13 protein-coding genes are annotated in these 17,778 nt (G+C 73.0%); 7 read left to right on the top strand and 6 right to left on the bottom strand.

Going from position 1 to position 17,778, the window contains the following annotated elements:
- Positions 1 to 79: 79 nt before the first annotated feature.
- Positions 80 to 3,007, bottom strand: coding sequence for a tetratricopeptide repeat protein (locus ABFY07_RS05185; RefSeq protein WP_346173295.1), 2,928 nt, complete (start codon positions 3,005 to 3,007; stop codon positions 80 to 82).
- 168 nt (positions 3,008 to 3,175) lie between these two features.
- Here ABFY07_RS05185 and ABFY07_RS05180 point away from each other — a divergent pair, with 168 nt between their 5' ends.
- The 5 genes from ABFY07_RS05180 to ABFY07_RS05160 all read left to right on the top strand — a co-directional run bounded on the left by ABFY07_RS05180 (position 3,176) and on the right by ABFY07_RS05160 (position 9,302).
- The gene (locus tag ABFY07_RS05180; RefSeq protein WP_346173294.1) at positions 3,176 to 4,402 is read left to right on the top strand and encodes an amidohydrolase family protein; all 1,227 of its coding nucleotides are present in this window, start codon (positions 3,176 to 3,178) and stop codon (positions 4,400 to 4,402) included.
- A gap of 19 nt (positions 4,403 to 4,421) precedes the next feature.
- Complete coding sequence (locus ABFY07_RS05175; RefSeq protein WP_346173293.1) at positions 4,422 to 5,384, top strand: TIGR03619 family F420-dependent LLM class oxidoreductase; 963 nt, start codon at positions 4,422 to 4,424, stop codon at positions 5,382 to 5,384.
- A 28-nt stretch (positions 5,385 to 5,412) separates the two neighbouring features.
- Positions 5,413 to 6,195 (top strand): SDR family NAD(P)-dependent oxidoreductase, encoded by a 783-nt coding sequence (locus ABFY07_RS05170; RefSeq protein WP_346173292.1) that lies wholly within the window; start codon positions 5,413 to 5,415, stop codon positions 6,193 to 6,195.
- A gap of 132 nt (positions 6,196 to 6,327) precedes the next feature.
- Entirely contained in the window at positions 6,328 to 7,455 is a 1,128-nt protein-coding gene (locus ABFY07_RS05165; protein ID WP_346173291.1) for an LLM class flavin-dependent oxidoreductase, read from the top strand.
- A gap of 104 nt (positions 7,456 to 7,559) precedes the next feature.
- Positions 7,560 to 9,302: an N-acyl-D-amino-acid deacylase family protein gene (locus ABFY07_RS05160; protein ID WP_346173290.1), complete on the top strand. Its 1,743-nt coding sequence runs from the start codon at positions 7,560 to 7,562 to the stop codon at positions 9,300 to 9,302.
- A gap of 225 nt (positions 9,303 to 9,527) precedes the next feature.
- Here ABFY07_RS05160 and ABFY07_RS05155 read toward each other — a convergent pair whose 3' ends face one another.
- A complete protein-coding gene (locus ABFY07_RS05155; protein WP_346173289.1) occupies positions 9,528 to 11,063 on the bottom strand; it encodes a CehA/McbA family metallohydrolase in 1,536 nt (511 codons plus the stop codon).
- Positions 11,064 to 11,241: 178 nt separating this feature from the next.
- A complete protein-coding gene (locus ABFY07_RS05150; RefSeq protein WP_346173288.1) occupies positions 11,242 to 12,327 on the bottom strand; it encodes an alpha/beta fold hydrolase in 1,086 nt (361 codons plus the stop codon).
- A gap of 142 nt (positions 12,328 to 12,469) precedes the next feature.
- On the opposite strand from ABFY07_RS05150, the gene ABFY07_RS05145 reads away from it, so the two are divergent.
- Together ABFY07_RS05145 and ABFY07_RS05140 are read left to right on the top strand one after the other, a co-directional pair.
- The gene (locus ABFY07_RS05145; protein ID WP_346173287.1) at positions 12,470 to 13,234 is read left to right on the top strand and encodes a TetR/AcrR family transcriptional regulator; all 765 of its coding nucleotides are present in this window, start codon (positions 12,470 to 12,472) and stop codon (positions 13,232 to 13,234) included.
- Positions 13,235 to 13,356: 122 nt separating this feature from the next.
- A complete protein-coding gene (locus ABFY07_RS05140) occupies positions 13,357 to 15,960 on the top strand; it encodes a bifunctional FO biosynthesis protein CofGH (RefSeq protein ID WP_346173286.1) in 2,604 nt (867 codons plus the stop codon).
- Between the two features lie 15 nt (positions 15,961 to 15,975).
- Here the strand turns inward: ABFY07_RS05140 and ABFY07_RS05135 are convergent, their stop codons facing one another.
- From ABFY07_RS05135 to ABFY07_RS05125, 3 genes are all read right to left on the bottom strand, one after another.
- Positions 15,976 to 16,704 (bottom strand): SDR family oxidoreductase, encoded by a 729-nt coding sequence (locus ABFY07_RS05135; RefSeq protein ID WP_346173285.1) that lies wholly within the window; start codon positions 16,702 to 16,704, stop codon positions 15,976 to 15,978.
- An 80-nt stretch (positions 16,705 to 16,784) separates the two neighbouring features.
- Positions 16,785 to 17,483: a type 1 glutamine amidotransferase gene (locus ABFY07_RS05130; RefSeq protein ID WP_346173284.1), complete on the bottom strand. Its 699-nt coding sequence runs from the start codon at positions 17,481 to 17,483 to the stop codon at positions 16,785 to 16,787.
- Entirely contained in the window at positions 17,480 to 17,764 is a 285-nt protein-coding gene (locus ABFY07_RS05125) for a hypothetical protein (protein ID WP_346173283.1), read from the bottom strand. Before ABFY07_RS05125 ends, ABFY07_RS05130 begins: the two co-directional genes overlap by 4 nt.
- Positions 17,765 to 17,778 lie beyond the last annotated feature (14 nt).

The following is a 17,778-nucleotide window of genomic DNA, read 5'->3' as shown; positions in this document are numbered from 1 at the left end:
GGTGCCCCTTACGTCAGTAGGGGCATGGCCTCTCCACAAGGCCTGCCACAGTTCGCGACAGCGCATCACTGACGAAACGTCAGTGAGGTGGTTCCCTTTCGGACAGGGGGTCCACGTCCCCGGCCGGCTCCGGTTGGCTGATAAGCAGTTCGGCCACGGGGGAGGGGGGAGAGGTCTTGAGTGACAGCAGCCGACGGATCTCGTCGAGCTCCGGTGAGCCCAGCCGTTCGCAGATGGCCTCGGCTTCCCGCCAGCACTCGACGGCCTGATCCAGTTGACCGAGGGCCGACAGCGCTTTCCCCCGGACTGTGAGAAAGGACGGCCGCCGGGACTCGCCACCGAATCCGCCAAGTGCGAGGGACTGCTCTGCATGGACGAGTGCCTTGGCCGGGCGGTGTGCGGCAAGGTGCGTTTCAGCCAGCCGAAAATGAGTCATTCCCTCCCACAGCGGCTGACGCGCCGTTTTGAAGATGCCCAAGGCCTGGGTGAGTTGGACGAGCGCTTCTTCCAAGCGGCGGGCGCGCGTCAGCGCTATGCCGAGCGAGTACATTCCGTTGGCGAGCCGCAGCGGGGCGCCGAGCCGTCGATAGATGGCGATCCCCTGCTCGGCCAGCTCCATACCGGTCCGGGTGCGACCTCTGTTCACGTGGACGCGGGCCAGGTTGGACAGGGCGCTCGCCTCTCCCACCTCGTTGCCGTCGGCGCGGTAGGCGTCGAGGGCCCGGCTCAGATAGGCCTCGGCATCCTCGTGGCGCCCCTGGCCGAGGGCCAGGATACCGAGCTGGTTGAGGCTTCGGCAGGCGACGATCGGATCACTGGCGGCCAAGTCGAGCGCGATCCGCAGCTCCAGTTCCGCCTGGGTGAACCGGCCCGTGAAGGAATACAGATGCCCCAGTGCCGATCGGGTGCGGGCCTCTGTCCGGAAGTCCCCGGCGGAGTGGGCCGCGTCGGCCACTGCCCGGGCGGCGGATTCGTACTGGGGCGATCTGGCGCCCGACTCGGCGAGGTCGAGCGCTGCCATGAGCAGGTCCGCGGCGCGGCGGCGGGTGCTCGCGCCGGTGCACTGCAGTGCGCATGCGATCAGGCAGTCGGCCTCGGTGAACAGCCAGTCCACCGCGGCCGCCGAGGAGGTGAAGCGAAGGCCGGGGTGGCAGGTGGGCTCGAAGTGGTCGATCGTCCGCTCGCCGGGCCGTTCGATGGCGTAGACCCGGGTGGCCGTGGCCAGATAGAAGTCCAGTTGCCGGGAGAGCGCGGCTTCGCGCTCCGCCGCCTGCTCCGCGTCTCGCCCCGCACACGCCCGCGCATACAGCCGCACCAGGTCATGGAAGCGGTAGCGCCCCGGCACGGTGGGTTCCAGCAGCGAGATGTCCACGAGGGACCCGAGAAGCCCGGCGGTGTCCTCCTCGTCAAGGTCCAGCAGGGCCGCCGCGGCGGGCAGCGAGATGTCGGGCCCGTCGGCCAGCCCCAGCAGCCGGAAGGCCCGGGCCTGCCGCGGCTCCAACTGCCCGTAGCCCAGCTCGAAGCTGGCCTTGACCGCCAGGTCCCCGGCTCGCAGCTCGTCCAGCCGACGCCGCTCGTCGGCCAGCTTGCGGGCGAGGACGGAGACCGTCCAGGTGCGGCGGGAGGCCAGTCGGCAGGCCGCTATGCGGATGGCGAGTGGGAGGAAGCCGCAGGACGCCAGGACGTCCATGACCTCCTCGCGCTCGACGCTCGCCCGCTCCTCGCCGACGATCAGGGCGAAGAGCGCGAACGCCTCCGTCGGGCTCATCACGTCCAGGTCGACGAGGTGGGCGCCCTCCAGGTCGGCCATGTTGGTCCGGCTGGTGACCAGCGCGGCGCAGCCGCCCGCGCCGTCGCCCGGGAGGAGTGGGCGGATCTGGGCGGCGTCGCGGGCGTTGTCCAGCAGGACCAGGACCCGGCGGCCCTCCAGGGCCGAGCGGTAGAGCGCCGCGCGCTCCTCCGCGCCGTCGGGGATCGCGGCGTCGGGGGTGCCCAGGGAGCGCAGGAAGGCACCCAGCGCGGCTTCCGGCTCGGCGGGGGAGGAGCCCGCGCCACGGAGGTCGATGTAGAGCTGGCCGTCGGGGAAGTGGCGGCGTGCGGCGTGGGCGATATGGACGGCCAGGGCGGTCTTGCCGATCCCTCCGGTGCCGGCGATGGCCAGGACGGCCGGCCCCCCGGTCCGGGCGGTCAGCAGCTCGCTCAGCGTCCGTACAGCCTCGGCGCGGCCGGTGAAGTCGGCCACGGCGGCGGGCAGCTGGGCGGGGCGCACGACGGAGGCGCCGGCGCGGTGGCCGTCGTGGAGCGCGGCCGGCGGGGCGAGTTCGGCATCGTCGTGGAGGGCCTGCCGCCCTGGCCCGGCGGAGGCGGGGGCGGGTGCGGAGGCAGGGACGGTGGTGGCCGACGGGGCCGCGGTGGCGGCGGAGGCGGGGGCGGAGGGGGCCGATGGGGCCGCGGAGGCGGAGGGGGCCGGTGGTGCCGAGGGGGCTGCGGCGGCGGTGGCCGATGGGGCAGCGGTGGCGGTGGTCGGTGGGGTCGCGGTGGCCGATGGGGCAGCGGTGGCGGTGGTCGGTGGGGTCGCGGTGGCCGATGGGGCAGCGGTGGCGGTGGTCGGTGGGGTCGCGGTGGCCGAGGGGGCAGCGGTGGCGGTGGTCGGTGGGGTCGCGGTGGCCGATGGGGCAGCGGTGGCGGTGGTCGGTGGGGTCGCGGTGGCCGAGGGGGCAGCGGTGGCGGTGGTCGGTGGGGCCGTCGTGGCGGAGGGGGGCGGTGGCGCCGAGGGGGCGGGTGAGGGCGCGGGGGCTGCGGTGGCCGATGGGGGCCCGGCGGCGGGCGCCGTGGCGGGTGGCGGCGCCGTGGCCTCCGTGGCGGATGCGGCGCGGCCGCTCCGTTCCAACTCCAGTTCGATCCGGGCCTCGGAGAGGGCGAGAGCCGCCTCCTCGTCGCGCCAGGTGGTCTCGCTCCCTGGCGCGCTGCAACCCTCCTGCTCCCCAAGCCGCTTGTCGCCGACCACGGTGCCCCCCGCACGTACTTTTCCCTGCACCGGCAAGTCTGCCCTGCCTCGGCGCGTACGTCAGTAAAGACCGCGCCTTGTCCTGGGCCGTCCCTGGTCCCCGGCCTCTTGAAGCGCGCGCGGACGCACTAGCTGACGCATCGTCAGATCGGCGCTACCGTGACACGCATGGAGAGCTTCCCGAAGATAATCTCGGTGGACGACCACACGGTCGAACCCCCTCACGTCTGGCGGGACCGCCTCCCGTCGAAGTACCGCGACATCGGGCCGCGCGTCGTCCGCGCGCCGCTGAAGGAGATGACCTTCGTCGGCGGGAAGTTCGCCCCGAAGATGGGCGCCCCCGGCGACGACGGGCCGATCGCGGACTGGTGGGTGTACGAGGATCTGACCCGGCCGCTCACCCGCCTCGACACCGCCGTCGGGTGCGACAGGGACGAGGTCAGGCTCGAGGCGATCACCTACGAGCAGATGCGGCCCGGCTCCTTCTCCGTCCCCGACCGGCTCGCGGACATGGACGTCAACCACGTGCAGTCCGCGCTGTGCTTCCCGACCTTCCCCCGCTTCTGCGGGCAGACCTTCACCGAGGCCAAGGACCACGAACTCGGGCTGCTGGCGCTGCGCGCGTACAACGACTGGATGGTGGAGGAGTGGTGCGGGCCCGCGGCGCGGGGGCGGCTCATACCGCTCACCCTCATCCCGCTGTGGGACGCCGAGCTGGCCGCCGCGGAGGTGCGGCGCAACGCCGAGCGCGGGGTGCGGGCCGTGTGCTTCTCGGAGATTCCGCCGAACCTGGGGCTGCCGTCGGTGCACACCGACGCGTGGGACCCCTTCTTCGCGGCCTGCGACGAGACCGGGACGGTCATCGCCATGCACATCGGGTCGTCCTCCCGCATGCCCTCGACCTCGGCGGACGCGCCCCCGGCGGTCGGTTCGACGATCACCTTCGCCAACTGCTGCTACTCGATGGTCGACTGGCTGATGAGCGGCAAGCTGGACCGCTTCCCCGACCTGAAGATCATGTACGCGGAGGGCCAGATCGGCTGGATCCCGTACGTCCTGGAGCGCGCCGACGTGGTCTGGGAGGAGAACCGGGGCTGGGGCGGAGTGGCCGACAAGGTGCTGAGGCCGCCGTCCGAGCTGTTCGCCGAGCACGTCTACGGGTGCTTCTTCGACGACGCCTTCGGGCTGCGCAACCTGGACGCCATCGGGGTGGGCAACGTCCTGTACGAGACGGACTACCCGCACTCCGACTCGACCTGGCCCAAGTCGCGGGAGGTCGGCGAGGCCCAGATGGGCCATCTGCCGCAGGACGTCGTGGAGCGGATCGTGCGCGGCAACGCGATCGAGCTGCTGGGGCTCACGGGGGACGGCCTGTGGGCCGGTCCCGGGGCGTGACCGCGGAGGAGGCGGCGGCGTGCGGGTCCTGCCCGAAGGGCGGCTGAGCTACGGGATCCAGCTTCCGGTCCAGTCGCAGAGCACCATGTTCGCCGAGCCGTGGGAGGCGCGGGCCGGCCCGGCCGACCTCGTGGAGATCGCCCGCGCCGCCGACCGGCTCGGCTTCGCGTACATCGCGGTGTGCGACCACGTCGCGATCCCCAGGCGGCTGGCCGCCGCCATGGGCACCGTCTGGTACGACCCGGTGGCCACCCTCGCCTATCTGGCCGCCGCCACCGAGCGGGTGCGGCTGCTCAGCCATGTCGCGGTCGCCGCGCTGCGGCACCCGCTGCTGAGCGCCAAGCAGTACGCCACGCTCGACCACCTGAGCGGCGGGCGGCTGATCCTGGGGGTCGGGGCCGGGCACGTACGGGAGGAGTTCGAGGCGCTCGGGGTGGACTTCGCCGCGCGCGGCGCCCTGCTGGACGAGACCATCGACGCGCTGAAGGCCGCGCTGGGCCCCGAGGAGTTCCCCGCCTTCCGCGGCGAGCGGTTCGTGTTCGCGGGGCTGGGGCAGGCCCCGCGCCCCGCGCAGCTGCCCCGCCCGCCGCTGTGGGTGGGCGGGTCCTCGGCCGCGGCGGTGCGCCGGGCGGCCGAGCGGGGGGACGGCTGGCTGCCCCAGGGCGATCCGCGGGACCGGCTGCCGGGGCAGATCGCCAGGCTGCGCGAGCTGCGCGAGCGGGCCGCCCGGCGCGACCCCGGCTGCGCCGAGCCCGCCGAGATCGGGGCCATCGCGGAGCCCCTGTACGTGGGCGCCCCCGGCTGGGAGGTCGGCCGGCGGACGCTGACCGGGACGCCGGACCGGCTCGCCGAGTCGCTGCGCGCGTACGCGGCGATGGGGGTGGACCAGATCCAGGTGCGGTTCCGCTGCCGCGACCGGGCCGAACTGATCGACCAGATGGCGGCCTTCGCCGCCGAGGTCGCTCCGCACCTCGACGACTGACCGGGATTTCACGGACGAGGAGGCAACAGTGGGCAAGCTGGACGGGCGGGTCGTCATCGTCACCGGGGCGGCGCGCGGGCAGGGGGAGCAGGAGGCGCGGCTGTTCGTCGCCGAGGGCGCGCGGGTGCTGCTCGGCGATGTGCTGGACGAGCAGGGCGAGGCGCTCGCCAAGGAGCTGGGGGACGCGGCCCGGTACGTCCACCTGGACGTGGGGCGGGAGGAGGACTGGGCCGCCGCCGTCCCGGCCGCCAAGGACGCCTTCGGCAAGGTCGACGGGCTGGTCAACAACGCGGGGATCCTGCGCTTCAACGAGCTGGCCGGCACCCCGCTGGAGGAGTATCTGGCGGTCGTCCGGGTCAACCAGGTCGGCGCGTTCCTCGGGATGCGGGCGGTGGTGCCGGAGCTGGAGGCGGCCGGCGGGGGGACGATCGTGAACACCGCCTCGTACGTGGCGCTGTCCGGCATGACGTTCCTGACCTCGTACGCGGCGACCAAGGCCGCCGTCCTCGGGATGACGCGGGTGGCCGCGATGGAGCTGGCGCCCAAGGGGATCCGGGTCAACGCGATGTGCCCCGGGGCGATCGACACCCCGATGACCAACCCCGCCCAGCTCGACCCCGGCGCCGACCTCGCCGAGGCGTCGGCGGCGGTGGACGAGCTGTACAGGAAGCTGGTGCCGCTGGGGCGGATCGGGCGGCCGGAGGAGGTCGCCCGGCTGGCGCTGTTCCTGTCCTCGGACGACTCCTCGTACGTCACCGGCCAGCCGTTCGTCGTGGACGGCGGATGGCTCGCGGGGGTCTCCGTCTTCTGAGGGGTCTTCTGCGGGGCGGGGCGCACGAACGCCTTATGCGGCCGCTCCTGGCCTTGACGGTCACACCTCGCGGTGCCAGAGTCAATCAAAATCTGACGGAGCGTCAGATGCGATCCAAGGCGGTGACCCTCCATGGAATTCGGGCTCTTTGTGCAGGGATACGTGCCCAGGAGTCGGCAGGAGGCCGACCCGGAGGCCGAGCACCACGCGTTGATCGAGGAGACCGAGTACGTCATCCAGGCGGACCGGTCGGGATTCAAGTACGCGTGGGCCTCCGAGCACCACTTCCTGGAGGAGTACTCCCACCTGTCGGCCAACGACGTCTTCCTCGGCTATCTCGCGCACGCGACCGAGCGGATCCACCTCGGCTCGGGGATCTTCAACCCGCTGCCGCAGGTCAACCACCCCGTCAAGGTCGCCGAGAAGGTCGCCATGCTCGACCACCTCTCCGGCGGGCGCTTCGAGTTCGGCTCGGGGCGCGGGGCGGGCAGCCACGAGATCCTCGGGTTCCTGCCGGGCGTGACCGACATGAACCACACCAAGGAGATCTGGGAGGAGACGATCGCCGAGTTCCCCAAGATGTGGCTCCAGGACGAGTACCAGGGCTTCACGGGCAAGCACTGGTCTCTGCCGCCGCGCAAGGTCCTGCCCAAGCCGTACGGGGCCTCGCACCCGGCCATGTGGTACGCCGCCGGGTCGCCGTCCTCCTACGCGATGGCGGGCGGCAAGGGGCTCGGGGTGCTCGGCTTCTCGGTTCAGAAGGTCTCCGACATGGAGTGGGTCCTCGACTCGTACAAGAACGCCGTCAAGGAGGCCGAGCCGGTCGGCGGCTTCGTCAACGACAACGTGATGGTGACGTCCACGGCGATCTGCGCGGAGACCCACGCCAAGGCGGTCGAGATCGCGGTCGGCGGCGGGCTCAACTACCTCCAGTCGCTGCTGTTCCGCTACCACGACACCTTCCCGCGCCCGGAGGGCATCCCCGAGTGGCCCGAGCTGCTGCCCGAGTACACCGAGGAGATCATCGAGCTGCTCATCGCTGAGGAGCTGATGATCTGCGGCGACCCGGACGAGGTCTTCCGGCAGTGCAAGCGGTGGGAGCAGGCGGGCGCGGACCAGCTGTCCTTCGGGCTGCCGATCGGGATCGGCCGCGAGGACACGCTGAACACGATCAAGCTGATCGGCGAGCACGTGATCCCGAAGATCGACACCGACCCGGTGCACCGTACGACCCGCTTCCGCCAGGCGGCCCGCGACTGAACCTGATCCGCGGCTGGACGTGATCCGCGGCTGAACCTGATCCGCGGCTGGACGGGATCCGCGGCTGAGCATGTCCCGCGACTGGGCATGAAGGGAGAACCACCGTGCTCGACCACCTCATCCGGGCGGCGACCGTCGTGGACGGCACCGGCGCCCCCTCGTACGTCGCCGACGTCGGCCTGCGCGACGGGCGGATCGCGGTCATCGCCGAGCCCGGCACCACGACCGAACGGGCCCGGAGCGTCGAGGACGCGACGGGGCTCGTGCTCGCGCCCGGGTTCGTCGACCCGCACACCCACTACGACGCGCAGTTGTTCTGGGACCCGTACGCCACCCCCTCCCTGAACCACGGCGTCACCACCGTCGTGGGCGGCAACTGCGGCTTCACGCTCGCGCCGCTCAACCCGAAGCGGCCCGAGGACGCCGACTACACCCGCCGGATGATGAGCAAGGTCGAGGGCATGTCGCTGGTGGCGCTGGAGGAGGGCGCGCCGTGGAACTGGCACTCCTTCGGCGAGTACCTGGACGCGCTGGACGGGCGGATCGCGGTCAACGCGGGCTTCATGGTGGGGCACTGCGCGCTGCGCCGTCATGTCATGGGGCCCGACGCGATCGGCGGGCGGCCCACGGCCGCGCAGCTGGACGAGATGCTGCGGCTCTTCCACGAGGCCATGGACGCCGGGGCCTGGGGCCTCTCCACCACCCAGTCCTCCACCCACTCGGACGGGGACGGCAAGCCGGTCGCCTCCCGCCACGCCGGGCCGGACGAGCTGATCGCGCTGTCGCGGGCGGTGGGCGAGCACGAGGGGACACAGATCGAGGCGATCGTCGCGGGCTGTCTGGACCGGTTCTCGGACGAGGAGATCGACCTCTTCGTGGCGATGACCACCGCCGCCGGACGGCCGCTGAACTGGAACGTCCTCACGATCGACGCGGCCGTGCCGGAGCGGGTGCCGCGCCAGCTGCAGGCGAGCGAGCGGGCCCGTGAGGCGGGCGGCCGGATCGTCGCGCTCACCATGCCGATCCTCACCCCCATGAACATGTCGCTGGGCACCTTCTGCGCCCTGAACCTCATCCCCGGGTGGGGCGAGATCCTCGGTCTTCCGGTCCCGGAGCGGATCGCGAAGCTGCGCGACCCCGCCGTCCGCGAGGAGATGCTGCGGCGGGCGCACAGCCCCGAGGCCGGGGTCTTCCGGCGGCTGGCCACCTTCGAGCGGTACGTCATCGGCGACACCTACTCCCCGGCCAACGCCGGGCTGACCGGGCGGGTCGTGCGGGACATCGCCGCCGAGCGCGGCACGGACGCCTTCACCTGCCTGGTGGAGATCTGCGCCGCCGACGAACTCCGCACGGTGCTGTGGCCGATGCCGACCGACAACGACCCGGCGAGCTGGGAGCTACGGCGGCGGACCTGGGAGCACCCGGACGTGCTCCTGGGCGGCTCGGACGCCGGGGCCCACCTGGACCGGATGTGCGGGGCCCCGTACACCACCCGCTTCCTGGGCGACTGCCTGCGCGGGCGGCGGCTGGTCGGCCTGGAGCAGGCGGTGCGGATGCTCACCGACGACCCGGCGCGGCTCTTCGGCCTGCGGGAGCGCGGCCGCGTCGCCGAGGGCTACCACGCGGACCTGGTGCTCTTCGACCCCGAGCGGATCGACGCGGGCCAGGCGACGCTGGTCCACGACCTGCCGGGGGACAGCCCCCGGCTGGACTCCCGCGCGATGGGCGTCGTCAGCGTGCGGGTCGGCGGCGTCGAGACCATCCGGGACGACCACGTCACCGGCGCGGTGCCGGGCCGCCTGCTGCGATCCGGACGCGACACGAGGACGGTCAGCACGAAGGGGTGATGGCGCCGACGCGGGTGTCGGCCCCGGTGGGGCGGGGGCCGGTACTCGGCGGGGCGCGACAGGCCCCGGCGTGGCGCGACGGCCCCCGGCGGGGCGGAGGCCGGCCCGCGCCGAGGCCGTCCCGCGCCCCGGCGGGGCGAGGCCGTCCCGCACCCTGGCGGGGCCGAAGCCGGTCCCGCGCCCCGGGGGCCGCCTCGCCGCCCCGCTACGCCCCGCCCCGCCGGGCTACGCCTCGCCCAGCCATATCGGGTTGGTCATTGCCGCCATCGGTCCCGGCACCCCCGACGCTCCGCCGTCCTTCGGGGCCCGGCGGACCTCGGCGCGTACGTAGGCCGCGTACGAGGCCGTCGTGCGCCACTCCACGTCGGCCGAGCCGGAGTCGGGGAGTGCCGTGGCGTAGAGCTGGCCCTGGTCGGTGATGAGCCGGACCGAGCAGCCGGGGCCGACGCCGGAGACCTTGAGGCGGACCGTCACCTCGTCGCGGCGGGCGACGTTCAGCCGCTCGCCGATGCCGGCGTGCTGCCCGCGGCCGCCGACCGCGGAGAAGGAGAGGTCGATCGCCGAGGACTCGGCGATCCAGCAGCGCCCGGCCCGTATGCCCTCCTGGATGGCCGTGCGGGACAGGTCGTCGGCGAGCACCACCGTCTGCGGCAACCCGACGACCTGGGGCTCGCGGTGGGCGTCGCTGTGGCCCACGGCGGGCAGCCAGCGGCCGTCGCCGCGGGCGGCGGCCACCAGGGTGTTGTCCCACTCCTGGACCGTGACCTCGTCGTCCGGGGTGAAGTCCGCGTTCCACACCTCGACCGCGTCGGCCTCGTTGAACCCGAACTTCCAGTTGCAGCCGACACAGGTGCCGTGCGGGTGGGCGGGGATGACCAGGCCGCCGGCCTGCCTGATCTTGCGGGCGTAGTGTCCGAACCGGTTGTCCCGGGCGCGGTAGCGCCAGTCGATGAAGACGCCGGGGTCGGTGCCGAGGGCCACCACGTGGCCGTTGCGCGTGGTGATCTCCTCGCCGGTGAGGATCAGCAGGTCATCGCCCCACAGCCCCTCCCATACCGGATGCGAGGAGGTGGTGTTGTGCTCGGTGGTGGTGATGAAGTCGAGCCCGGCGGCCCGGGCGGCGGCGGCCACCTCGGCCGGGGTGCGCTTGCCGTCGGAGTGGATCGTGTGCAGATGGGAGTCACCCCGGTACCAGGCCCGGCCGCGCCCCTTGGCCCGCTGCGGCGGGTACACGGGCTTCGGCGTCTCGCCCGGCTCGCCGAACCGGAGCGTGACGGTGACCTTGTAGTCGAGCCCCTGCGGAGCGACCGTGTACGGGCCGAGCACGACATGCCAGGTGCCCGCCTTGACCGGCCCCGCCAGATACCCGGGCGTCGCCTGCTCGGCGCTGATCGCGAACTCGGTGCGGGCGCCCCCGGACCAGCCGCGGAAGCCGCGCCCGCCCAGGTCCGTGCCGCGCTCGTCGAAGATGCCGATGTCGCAGGCGTTTCCCTGGGTGCCGGCCGGGACGGTCGGCTTGTCGTAGGAATACGAGACGGCGATCTCGCGGACGCCCCGCGGGACCTCCACCGGGAGGTACACGAAGTCGGGTGAGCCGGTGGGCAGATGCCCCGTGACCGTCCTGGCCTGCTCGCGGTCCGAGCTGTCCGCGCTGTCCTCGCCGTCGCGCTCCTGGGCGTGGGCGAAGGTCACCGGGTCGAGTGTGAGCACGCCCGCCGCGCCCGCAAGGGCGGAGAGTCTGAGTACCTCGCGTCGCTGCATGCAGTGCCCCCTGAGGCCGTCGTGTCGCGTCCGTCACCGTCACCGTCATCGCCGCCGTCACCGCCATTGTCGCTGTCGGTGCCGCCGGCGCTCACACCGTTGTACGCGTGAGTGACGCGCGCGGAAAGGCCTGTGGATAACTCGATGGCCGCGAGGGGACATGCGCACGGCGGCGCGGTCACCGGACGAGCGCGGGCTCGCCGGTGACGACCGGGCGGACCTTGGTGAGCATGAGGTCGAGGAACCGGTCGGGGTGGCGGAAGGACGCGAAGTGGCTCGCGTCGCGGATGAGCGCGAAGTCCTTCACCGGCGCCGAGACGTCGTCGAAGAACCGCTTGGCCGGCTCGGGCGGGGTCATGACGTCGTGTTCGCCCTGGAAGACGAAGAACGGGAGCTGGAAGTCGGTGCCGTCGGCCCATTCGTCGAAGGCCACGGTCTGGGGTGCGAGCCGCTCCGAGAAGTCCATGCCCTTGAGGTAGCGGCGCAGCTCGCCGAGCCGGTGGAGCGGTGAGAACCACAGCGACCGGATCACCACGGTCTTCATGGTGTCGTAGGTCAGCGGGTCGGACACCACGACGAGCTTGTGGTACTCGGTCCACTGCCGCGCGGTCCAGCGCGCCGCGTCGGGCCCCATGCCGGTGACGGCGTCGAGTTCCTTGCGCTTGCCGACGGCGCGCAGGCGGCGCACCAGGGCGTGGTACGCCGAGCGGTCGCGGCCGCCCGCGATGATGTTCTGGTCGGTGCCGACGTAGGCGGAGTACAGCTCGGGGTGGCTGCGGGCGAGCCGGAGTCCGAAGACGGTGCCGAAGGAGTTGGCGACCAGCAGGACCTTCTCGACGCCCATCCTGGCGCGCACGTGCTCGGTGACCTCGAGCGCGTCCTGGAGGATCCGCTCGAAGGTCATCTCGCCCTGCCCCTCCGGGCCGCCGTGGCCGAAGGTCCGGCCGCCGCCCCGCATGTCCCACCGCACGACGGTGAAGTGCCGCTCCCAGGCGCGGGTGCGTGGGAGGTAGATGGAGTTGGCGGCGCCGGGGCCGCCGTGGATCTCGAGGATCACCGGGTTGCGGCGGTCCTCGCCCCGGATCGAGACCCACTGGTCGATGCCGCCCACGCGGACGAACCCGGACTCGTCGATGCCGCCGGGGGTGGCGATGCGCAGCAGCTTGGCGTTGGCCGCGCGCTTGAGCTGCCGGTAGCCGAGCAGACCGGCCGCGGGGGCGGCGAGCACGGTGGCGGCGGAGGCGGCGATGACGGTACCCAGCATGGGTTACTCCCTTAAACTGTTTATGTCGTAAGCGGTGCTATTTAAGCTATATACAGTTGGTGGTGCCTGTCAACGCCACGAGAGAGAACGCCATGCGAGCGACCGCCGCGAGAGAGAACGCCACGAGAGAGGGAGCACCGTGATGGCCAGGAGCAGGGAGAAGAAGCGCGATCTGCGAGCGGGCGTCGCGCTGCTGTGGGGCGAACAGGACCAGCCCACCCGGGGCCCCAAGCCCAGCCTCGAACCCCGCCGCATCGCCCAGGCCGCCGTGGCCCTCGCCGACGCCGAGGGGCTGGAGGCGATCTCCATGCAGAAGGTCGCCGCCGAGTTCGGCGTCTCGGCGATGGCCCTCTACCGCTATGTGCCCGGCAAGGCCGAACTCGTCGAGCTGATGGTCGAATCCGTCCTCGCGGGCGGGCCCGACCTGTCGGCCGCGGGCCCCGGGTGGCGGCCGCGGCTGGAGGAGTGGGTCCGCCAGTGCTGGGCCGTCTACCGGGCCCACCCCTGGCTGCTCGCCGCCACCGCGATGCGCCGCCAGGTCATGGGCCCGCACCAGCTCGGCTGGCTCGACGCCGCGCTCGCCGCCCTCGCGCCCACCGGCCTGACGGCCGCTCAGCAGCACCAGGTCTTCCTGCTCGCCATCGGGCTCGTCCGCAACCTCGCCCAGCAGCTCTCCGACGCGGACGAGGCCCACAGCGAGGAGTGGAGCCGGCTGACCGGCGAACTGCTCGAACGGCACGCCGACCGCTTCCCCGCGCTGACCCGGGCCATCGCCCACGGCCTCTTCGCCCCCGACGACACCGACCCGCTCGAATTCGGCCTCGAACGCATCCTGGACGGCGTGGAAGCGCTCATCGCCCGTACGGGAACCGGGCCCGAAGCCGCCACCGGGCAGGCCCTCGCCTGAACGCCCGCTCCCGCAGCCCCGCCCGGTATTCCCGCCCGGGCCCCAAACCGCCGTGAGGAGACCCACAAAACCGCTGGCCCAGCCGGTCTGGCGGTGTCGGACCCCCCTCGTATGCTCGGAGGATGACCACCAGCGCGCAGGGATCCGAGCCGTCCGCCCAGACTGCCCCCACCCCCACGGCGATGCGCCGCGCGCTCAAACGGGCCCGGGACGGCGTGGCGCTGGACACCGCCGAGGCGGCGGTGCTGCTCCAGGCGCGCGGGACGGACCTCGCGGACCTGACGGCCTCCGCCGCCCGGGTCCGCGACGCCGGCCTTACGGCCGCGGGCCGCCCGGGGGTCATCACGTACTCCCGCAGCGTCTTCATCCCGCTGACCCGCCTGTGCCGGGACAAGTGCCACTACTGCACCTTCGTCACCGTGCCCGGCAAGCTCCGCCGGGCCGGGCACGGGATGTTCATGTCTCCGGACGAGGTCCTCGCCATCGCCCGGCGCGGGGCCGAACTGGGCTGCAAGGAAGCGCTGATCACCCTGGGGGACCGGCCCGAGGACCGCTGGCCCGAGGCGCGCGAGTGGCTGGAGGCCGAGGGTTACGACGACACCATCGCGTACGTCCGGGCCATCTCCATCCGGATCCTGGAGGAGACCGGGCTGCTGCCCCACCTCAACCCGGGCGCCATGACCTGGACGGACTTCCAGCGGCTCAAGCCCGTCGCCCCCTCGATGGGCATGATGCTGGAGACCACCGCCGAGCGGCTGTGGAGCGAGCCCGGCGGCCCGCACTACGGCTCCCCGGACAAGGAGCCCGCCGTGCGGCTGCGCGTCCTGGAGGACGCCGGGCGCAGCTCCGTCCCCTTCACCAGCGGGCTGCTGATCGGGATCGGGGAGACCTACGAGGAGCGTGCGGAGTCGCTGTTCGCGCTGCGCCGCGTGGCGCGCGCCTACCACGGCATCCAGGAAGTCATCATCCAGAACTTCCGCGCCAAGCCCGACACGGCGATGCGCGGCATGCCCGACGCCCAGCTCGACGACCTGGTCGCCACCGTCGCCGTCGCCCGCCACATCCTGGGCCCCGCCGCCTGCATCCAGGCGCCGCCGAACCTGGTCGACGGGGAGTACGCGCGGCTCATCGGCGCGGGCATCGACGACTGGGGCGGCGTCTCCCCGCTCACCATCGACCACGTCAACCCCGAGCGCCCCTGGCCGCAGGTGGACGAGCTCGCCGAGCAGTCGGCCGCCGCCGGCTTCCGGCTGCGCGAGCGGCTCGCGGTGTACCCCGAGTTCGTCCAGCGCGGCGAGCCCTGGCTCGACCCCCGGCTGCTGCCCCACGTCAGCGCCCTCGCCGACCCGGCCACCGGCCTGGCCCGGGAGGACGCCACCCCCGCCGGCCTGCCCTGGCAGGAGCCCGACGAGGGCTTCGCCGCCTCCGGCCGCACCGACCTGCACCGCACCATCGACACCGAGGGCCGTACGGGCGACCGCCGCGACGACTTCGACGAGGTGTACGGCGACTGGGAGGCGCTGCGCGAGGCGGCGGCGCCCGGCATGGCCCCGTCCCGTATCGACGGGGACGTCCGCGCCGCCCTGTCCGTCGCCGCCGACGACCCCACCCGGCTGACCGACCCCGAGGCGCTGGCCCTCCTCCACGCCGAGGGCCCGGCGCTCGACGCGCTCTGCCGGATCGCCGACGACCTGCGCCGCGCCACCGTCGGCGACGACGTGACGTACATCGTCACCCGCAACATCAACTTCACCAACGTCTGCTACACCGGCTGCCGCTTCTGCGCCTTCGCACAGCGCCGCACCGACGCCGACGCCTACAGCCTGTCGCTGTTCCAGGTGGCCGACCGCGCCCAGCAGGCCTGGGACGTGGGCGCGGTCGAGGTGTGCATGCAGGGCGGCATCCACCCGGACCTGCCCGGCACCGCCTACTTCGACATCGCGCGCGCCGTGAAGGAGCGCGTGCCGGGGATGCACGTCCACGCCTTCTCCCCGATGGAGGTGGTCAACGGCGCGACGCGCACCGGCCTGTCCATCCGCGAGTGGCTGACCGCCGCCCGCGAGGCCGGGCTCGACACGATCCCCGGCACCGCCGCCGAGATCCTCGACGACGAGGTGCGCTGGATCCTCACCAAGGGCAAGCTCCCCACCGCCACCTGGGTCGAGGTCATCAAGACCGCCCACGAACTGGGCATCCGGTCCTCCTCCACGATGATGTACGGCCATGTGGACCAGCCCCGCCACTGGCTGGGCCATCTGCGGCTGCTCGCCAGGATCCAGCAGGAGACCGGCGGCTTCACCGAGTTCGTGACCCTGCCCTTCATCCACACCAACGCGCCCGTCTACCTCGCCGGCATCGCCCGCCCCGGCCCCACCGCCCGCGACAACCGGGCCGTCACCGCCATGGCCCGCCTGCTGCTCCACCCGCACATCCCCAACATCCAGACCAGCTGGGTGAAGCTGGGCGCGGAGGGCGCGGCCGAGATGCTCCGCTCCGGCGCCAACGACCTGGGCGGCACCCTGATGGAGGAGACCATCTCCCGCATGGCGGGCTCCTCCTACGGCTCGTACCGCTCCGTCCGGGACCTCGTCGCCATCGCCGAGTCCGCGGGCCGCCCGGCCCGCCCTCGCACCACCACCTACGGCCCGGTCCCCGCCGACCGCCAGGCGGCGGCCCTGGCCTCGGACGGGCACCTGCCGGAGCTGCTGCCGGTGCTGGGCGACTGAGCGGGCGCGCGCGGGTCAGGAGAGCCAGTCGGCGTAGCGGGTGGGGGCGAGCCGGGCGTTCTGGTCGGTGAGGACATCGCCCTTGACGGCGGCGAACATGCCGGCGGTGGGGTCGGTGACGACGGTGCGGCGGTCGCCCTTGTGCGCCAGGGTGATCCGGCCCAGCTCGTCCAGGGCGAAGACGTCGGGCCCGCCGATGTTGCGGATGCCGTTCAGCGGGGGACCGGCGGCGACTTCCGCCACCGCGGCCGCCACGTCCTTGGCGGCGATCGGCTGGATCGGCGTGGCGGGCAGCCGGACGGTGCCGTCGTCGGCGGTCCAGGTCAGGACGGCGTCCATGAACTCCATGAACTGCGTCGCGCGGACGATGGAGTAGGGGATCGGCCCGGCCGCGAGGATGTCCTCCTGGAGCACCTTGGCCCGGTAGTAGTCCAGCTCCGGCACCTGGTCCGCGCCGACGATGGAGAGGATGACGACGTGTCGGACGCCGCCCTTCCGCGCCGCGGCCAGAAGGTTGTCCATCGAGGTCCGGAAGAACGCCGGGGAGGCCTCGTCGAAGGTCGGGGAGTTCGTCAGGTTGACGACGACGTCGGCTCCGGCCACCGCCTCGTCCAGTCCCCGGCCGCTGATCACGTCGACTCCGGTGGACAGCGCGTGCGGTACGGCCTGGTGGCCGGCGGCGTTCAGATCCCTGACGACCTGCGAGCCGATCAGCCCGGTGCCGCCGATGACTGCGAACTTCATGACACGCCTTTCATGGGGGTGAATGTCCTTGATATCGACATTTACCCCCTGTGGGGTCGGCGCGCTCGCGGCCGAACCGGTCAGGTGCGCACCACGGCGGCGAAGTTGCCGACCAGCCGGCGCGCGGTGTGCGTCGCGGCCGGCTCCGCGGCCCGGGCCTCGGCGCGCAGGGCGGCCAGGTCGAGGCCCTTCTCGGCCAGCGCCGCCTCGTCCCAGCCGTCGAGCCGGTCCGCGCCGGCCTCGGGGTGGAACTGCACGCCCCAGGCGCACTCCCCGACCCGGAAGGCCTGCACCGGACACGCTTCGCTCCGCGCCAGGTGGGCCGAGCCGGGCGGAAGCCGCGTGATCTGGTCGCGGTGGTTCTGAATGGCGCGGAACCGCCGCTCCACCCCCGCCAGCAGCCGATCCCCCGCCGCCTCCCCGCGCAGCTCGACGGTGCACGACCCGCGCTCCGGCCGCCCGTACGAACCTTCCACCGCGCCGCCCTCCGCCAGCGCCAGCACCTGGGCCCCCAGACAGATCCCGAGCAGCGGCACCCCTTCCGCCACGGCCCGGCGGGTGAGGGCGCGCTGAGCGGGCAGCCAGGGCGCATGCGCGTCGTCGTCCGGCAGGAACCCGCCGCCGAGCAGCACGACCGCGTCATACCCGGCGGGCCGGTCGGGCGCCTCGGAGCCCGCCAGCTCCACCACCGTCAGCCCCTCGTCGCGCAGCCACGGCAGCAGCCGGCCCGGCCCGCTGCCTTCGGAGTTGCGGGCCATCAGCACACGGGGCGAGGTCATCTCGCGTCCCCGCCCCCGGAATCCGTGTCGACCGGCGCGCCCTCGGCCGGGGCCAGACCGTCGGCCTCCGCGTCCAGCCGCCGCCGCTCCTCCTCGCCGAGGAACGGCAGCAGGGCCCCGCAGTCCCGGCAGGCCCGCGCGAAACCGGCGTGGAACGTCGGCCGGGACTTGAACGCCCCCAGGCGGGGGAACCGCAGCCGCAGCCGCTTCTGCATCGAGTCGGACGACGTGAGCTCGGCGACCGGACTCAGCCGGCCGGACCCGCATATCCCGCAGCGCATGGCAGGAACGATAC

The organism is Streptomyces sparsogenes subsp. cuspidosporus (assembly GCF_039532705.1).
In the GTDB taxonomy this organism is placed as follows: Bacteria; Actinomycetota; Actinomycetes; order Streptomycetales; family Streptomycetaceae; genus Streptomyces; species Streptomyces sparsogenes.
Note: the sequence above shows the minus strand (reverse complement) of the source record. Positions and strands in the feature narration are given on the sequence as shown.

What these genes read in the sequence shown, in the direction of transcription:
- ABFY07_RS05180 (WP_346173294.1), top strand. Translation starts at nt 3,176, where the DNA reads ATGGAGAGCTTCCCGAAGATAATCTCGGTGGACGACCACACGGTCGAA.
- ABFY07_RS05145 (WP_346173287.1), top strand. Translation starts at nt 12,470, where the DNA reads ATGGCCAGGAGCAGGGAGAAGAAGCGCGATCTGCGAGCGGGCGTCGCG.
- ABFY07_RS05165 (WP_346173291.1), top strand. Translation starts at nt 6,328, where the DNA reads ATGGAATTCGGGCTCTTTGTGCAGGGATACGTGCCCAGGAGTCGGCAG.
- ABFY07_RS05150 (WP_346173288.1), bottom strand. Translation starts at nt 12,327, where the DNA reads ATGCTGGGTACCGTCATCGCCGCCTCCGCCGCCACCGTGCTCGCCGCC.
- ABFY07_RS05140 (WP_346173286.1), top strand. Translation starts at nt 13,357, where the DNA reads ATGACCACCAGCGCGCAGGGATCCGAGCCGTCCGCCCAGACTGCCCCC.
- ABFY07_RS05125 (WP_346173283.1), bottom strand. Translation starts at nt 17,764, where the DNA reads ATGCGCTGCGGGATATGCGGGTCCGGCCGGCTGAGTCCGGTCGCCGAG.
- ABFY07_RS05130 (WP_346173284.1), bottom strand. Translation starts at nt 17,483, where the DNA reads ATGACCTCGCCCCGTGTGCTGATGGCCCGCAACTCCGAAGGCAGCGGG.
- ABFY07_RS05135 (WP_346173285.1), bottom strand. Translation starts at nt 16,704, where the DNA reads ATGAAGTTCGCAGTCATCGGCGGCACCGGGCTGATCGGCTCGCAGGTC.
- ABFY07_RS05155 (WP_346173289.1), bottom strand. Translation starts at nt 11,063, where the DNA reads ATGCAGCGACGCGAGGTACTCAGACTCTCCGCCCTTGCGGGCGCGGCG.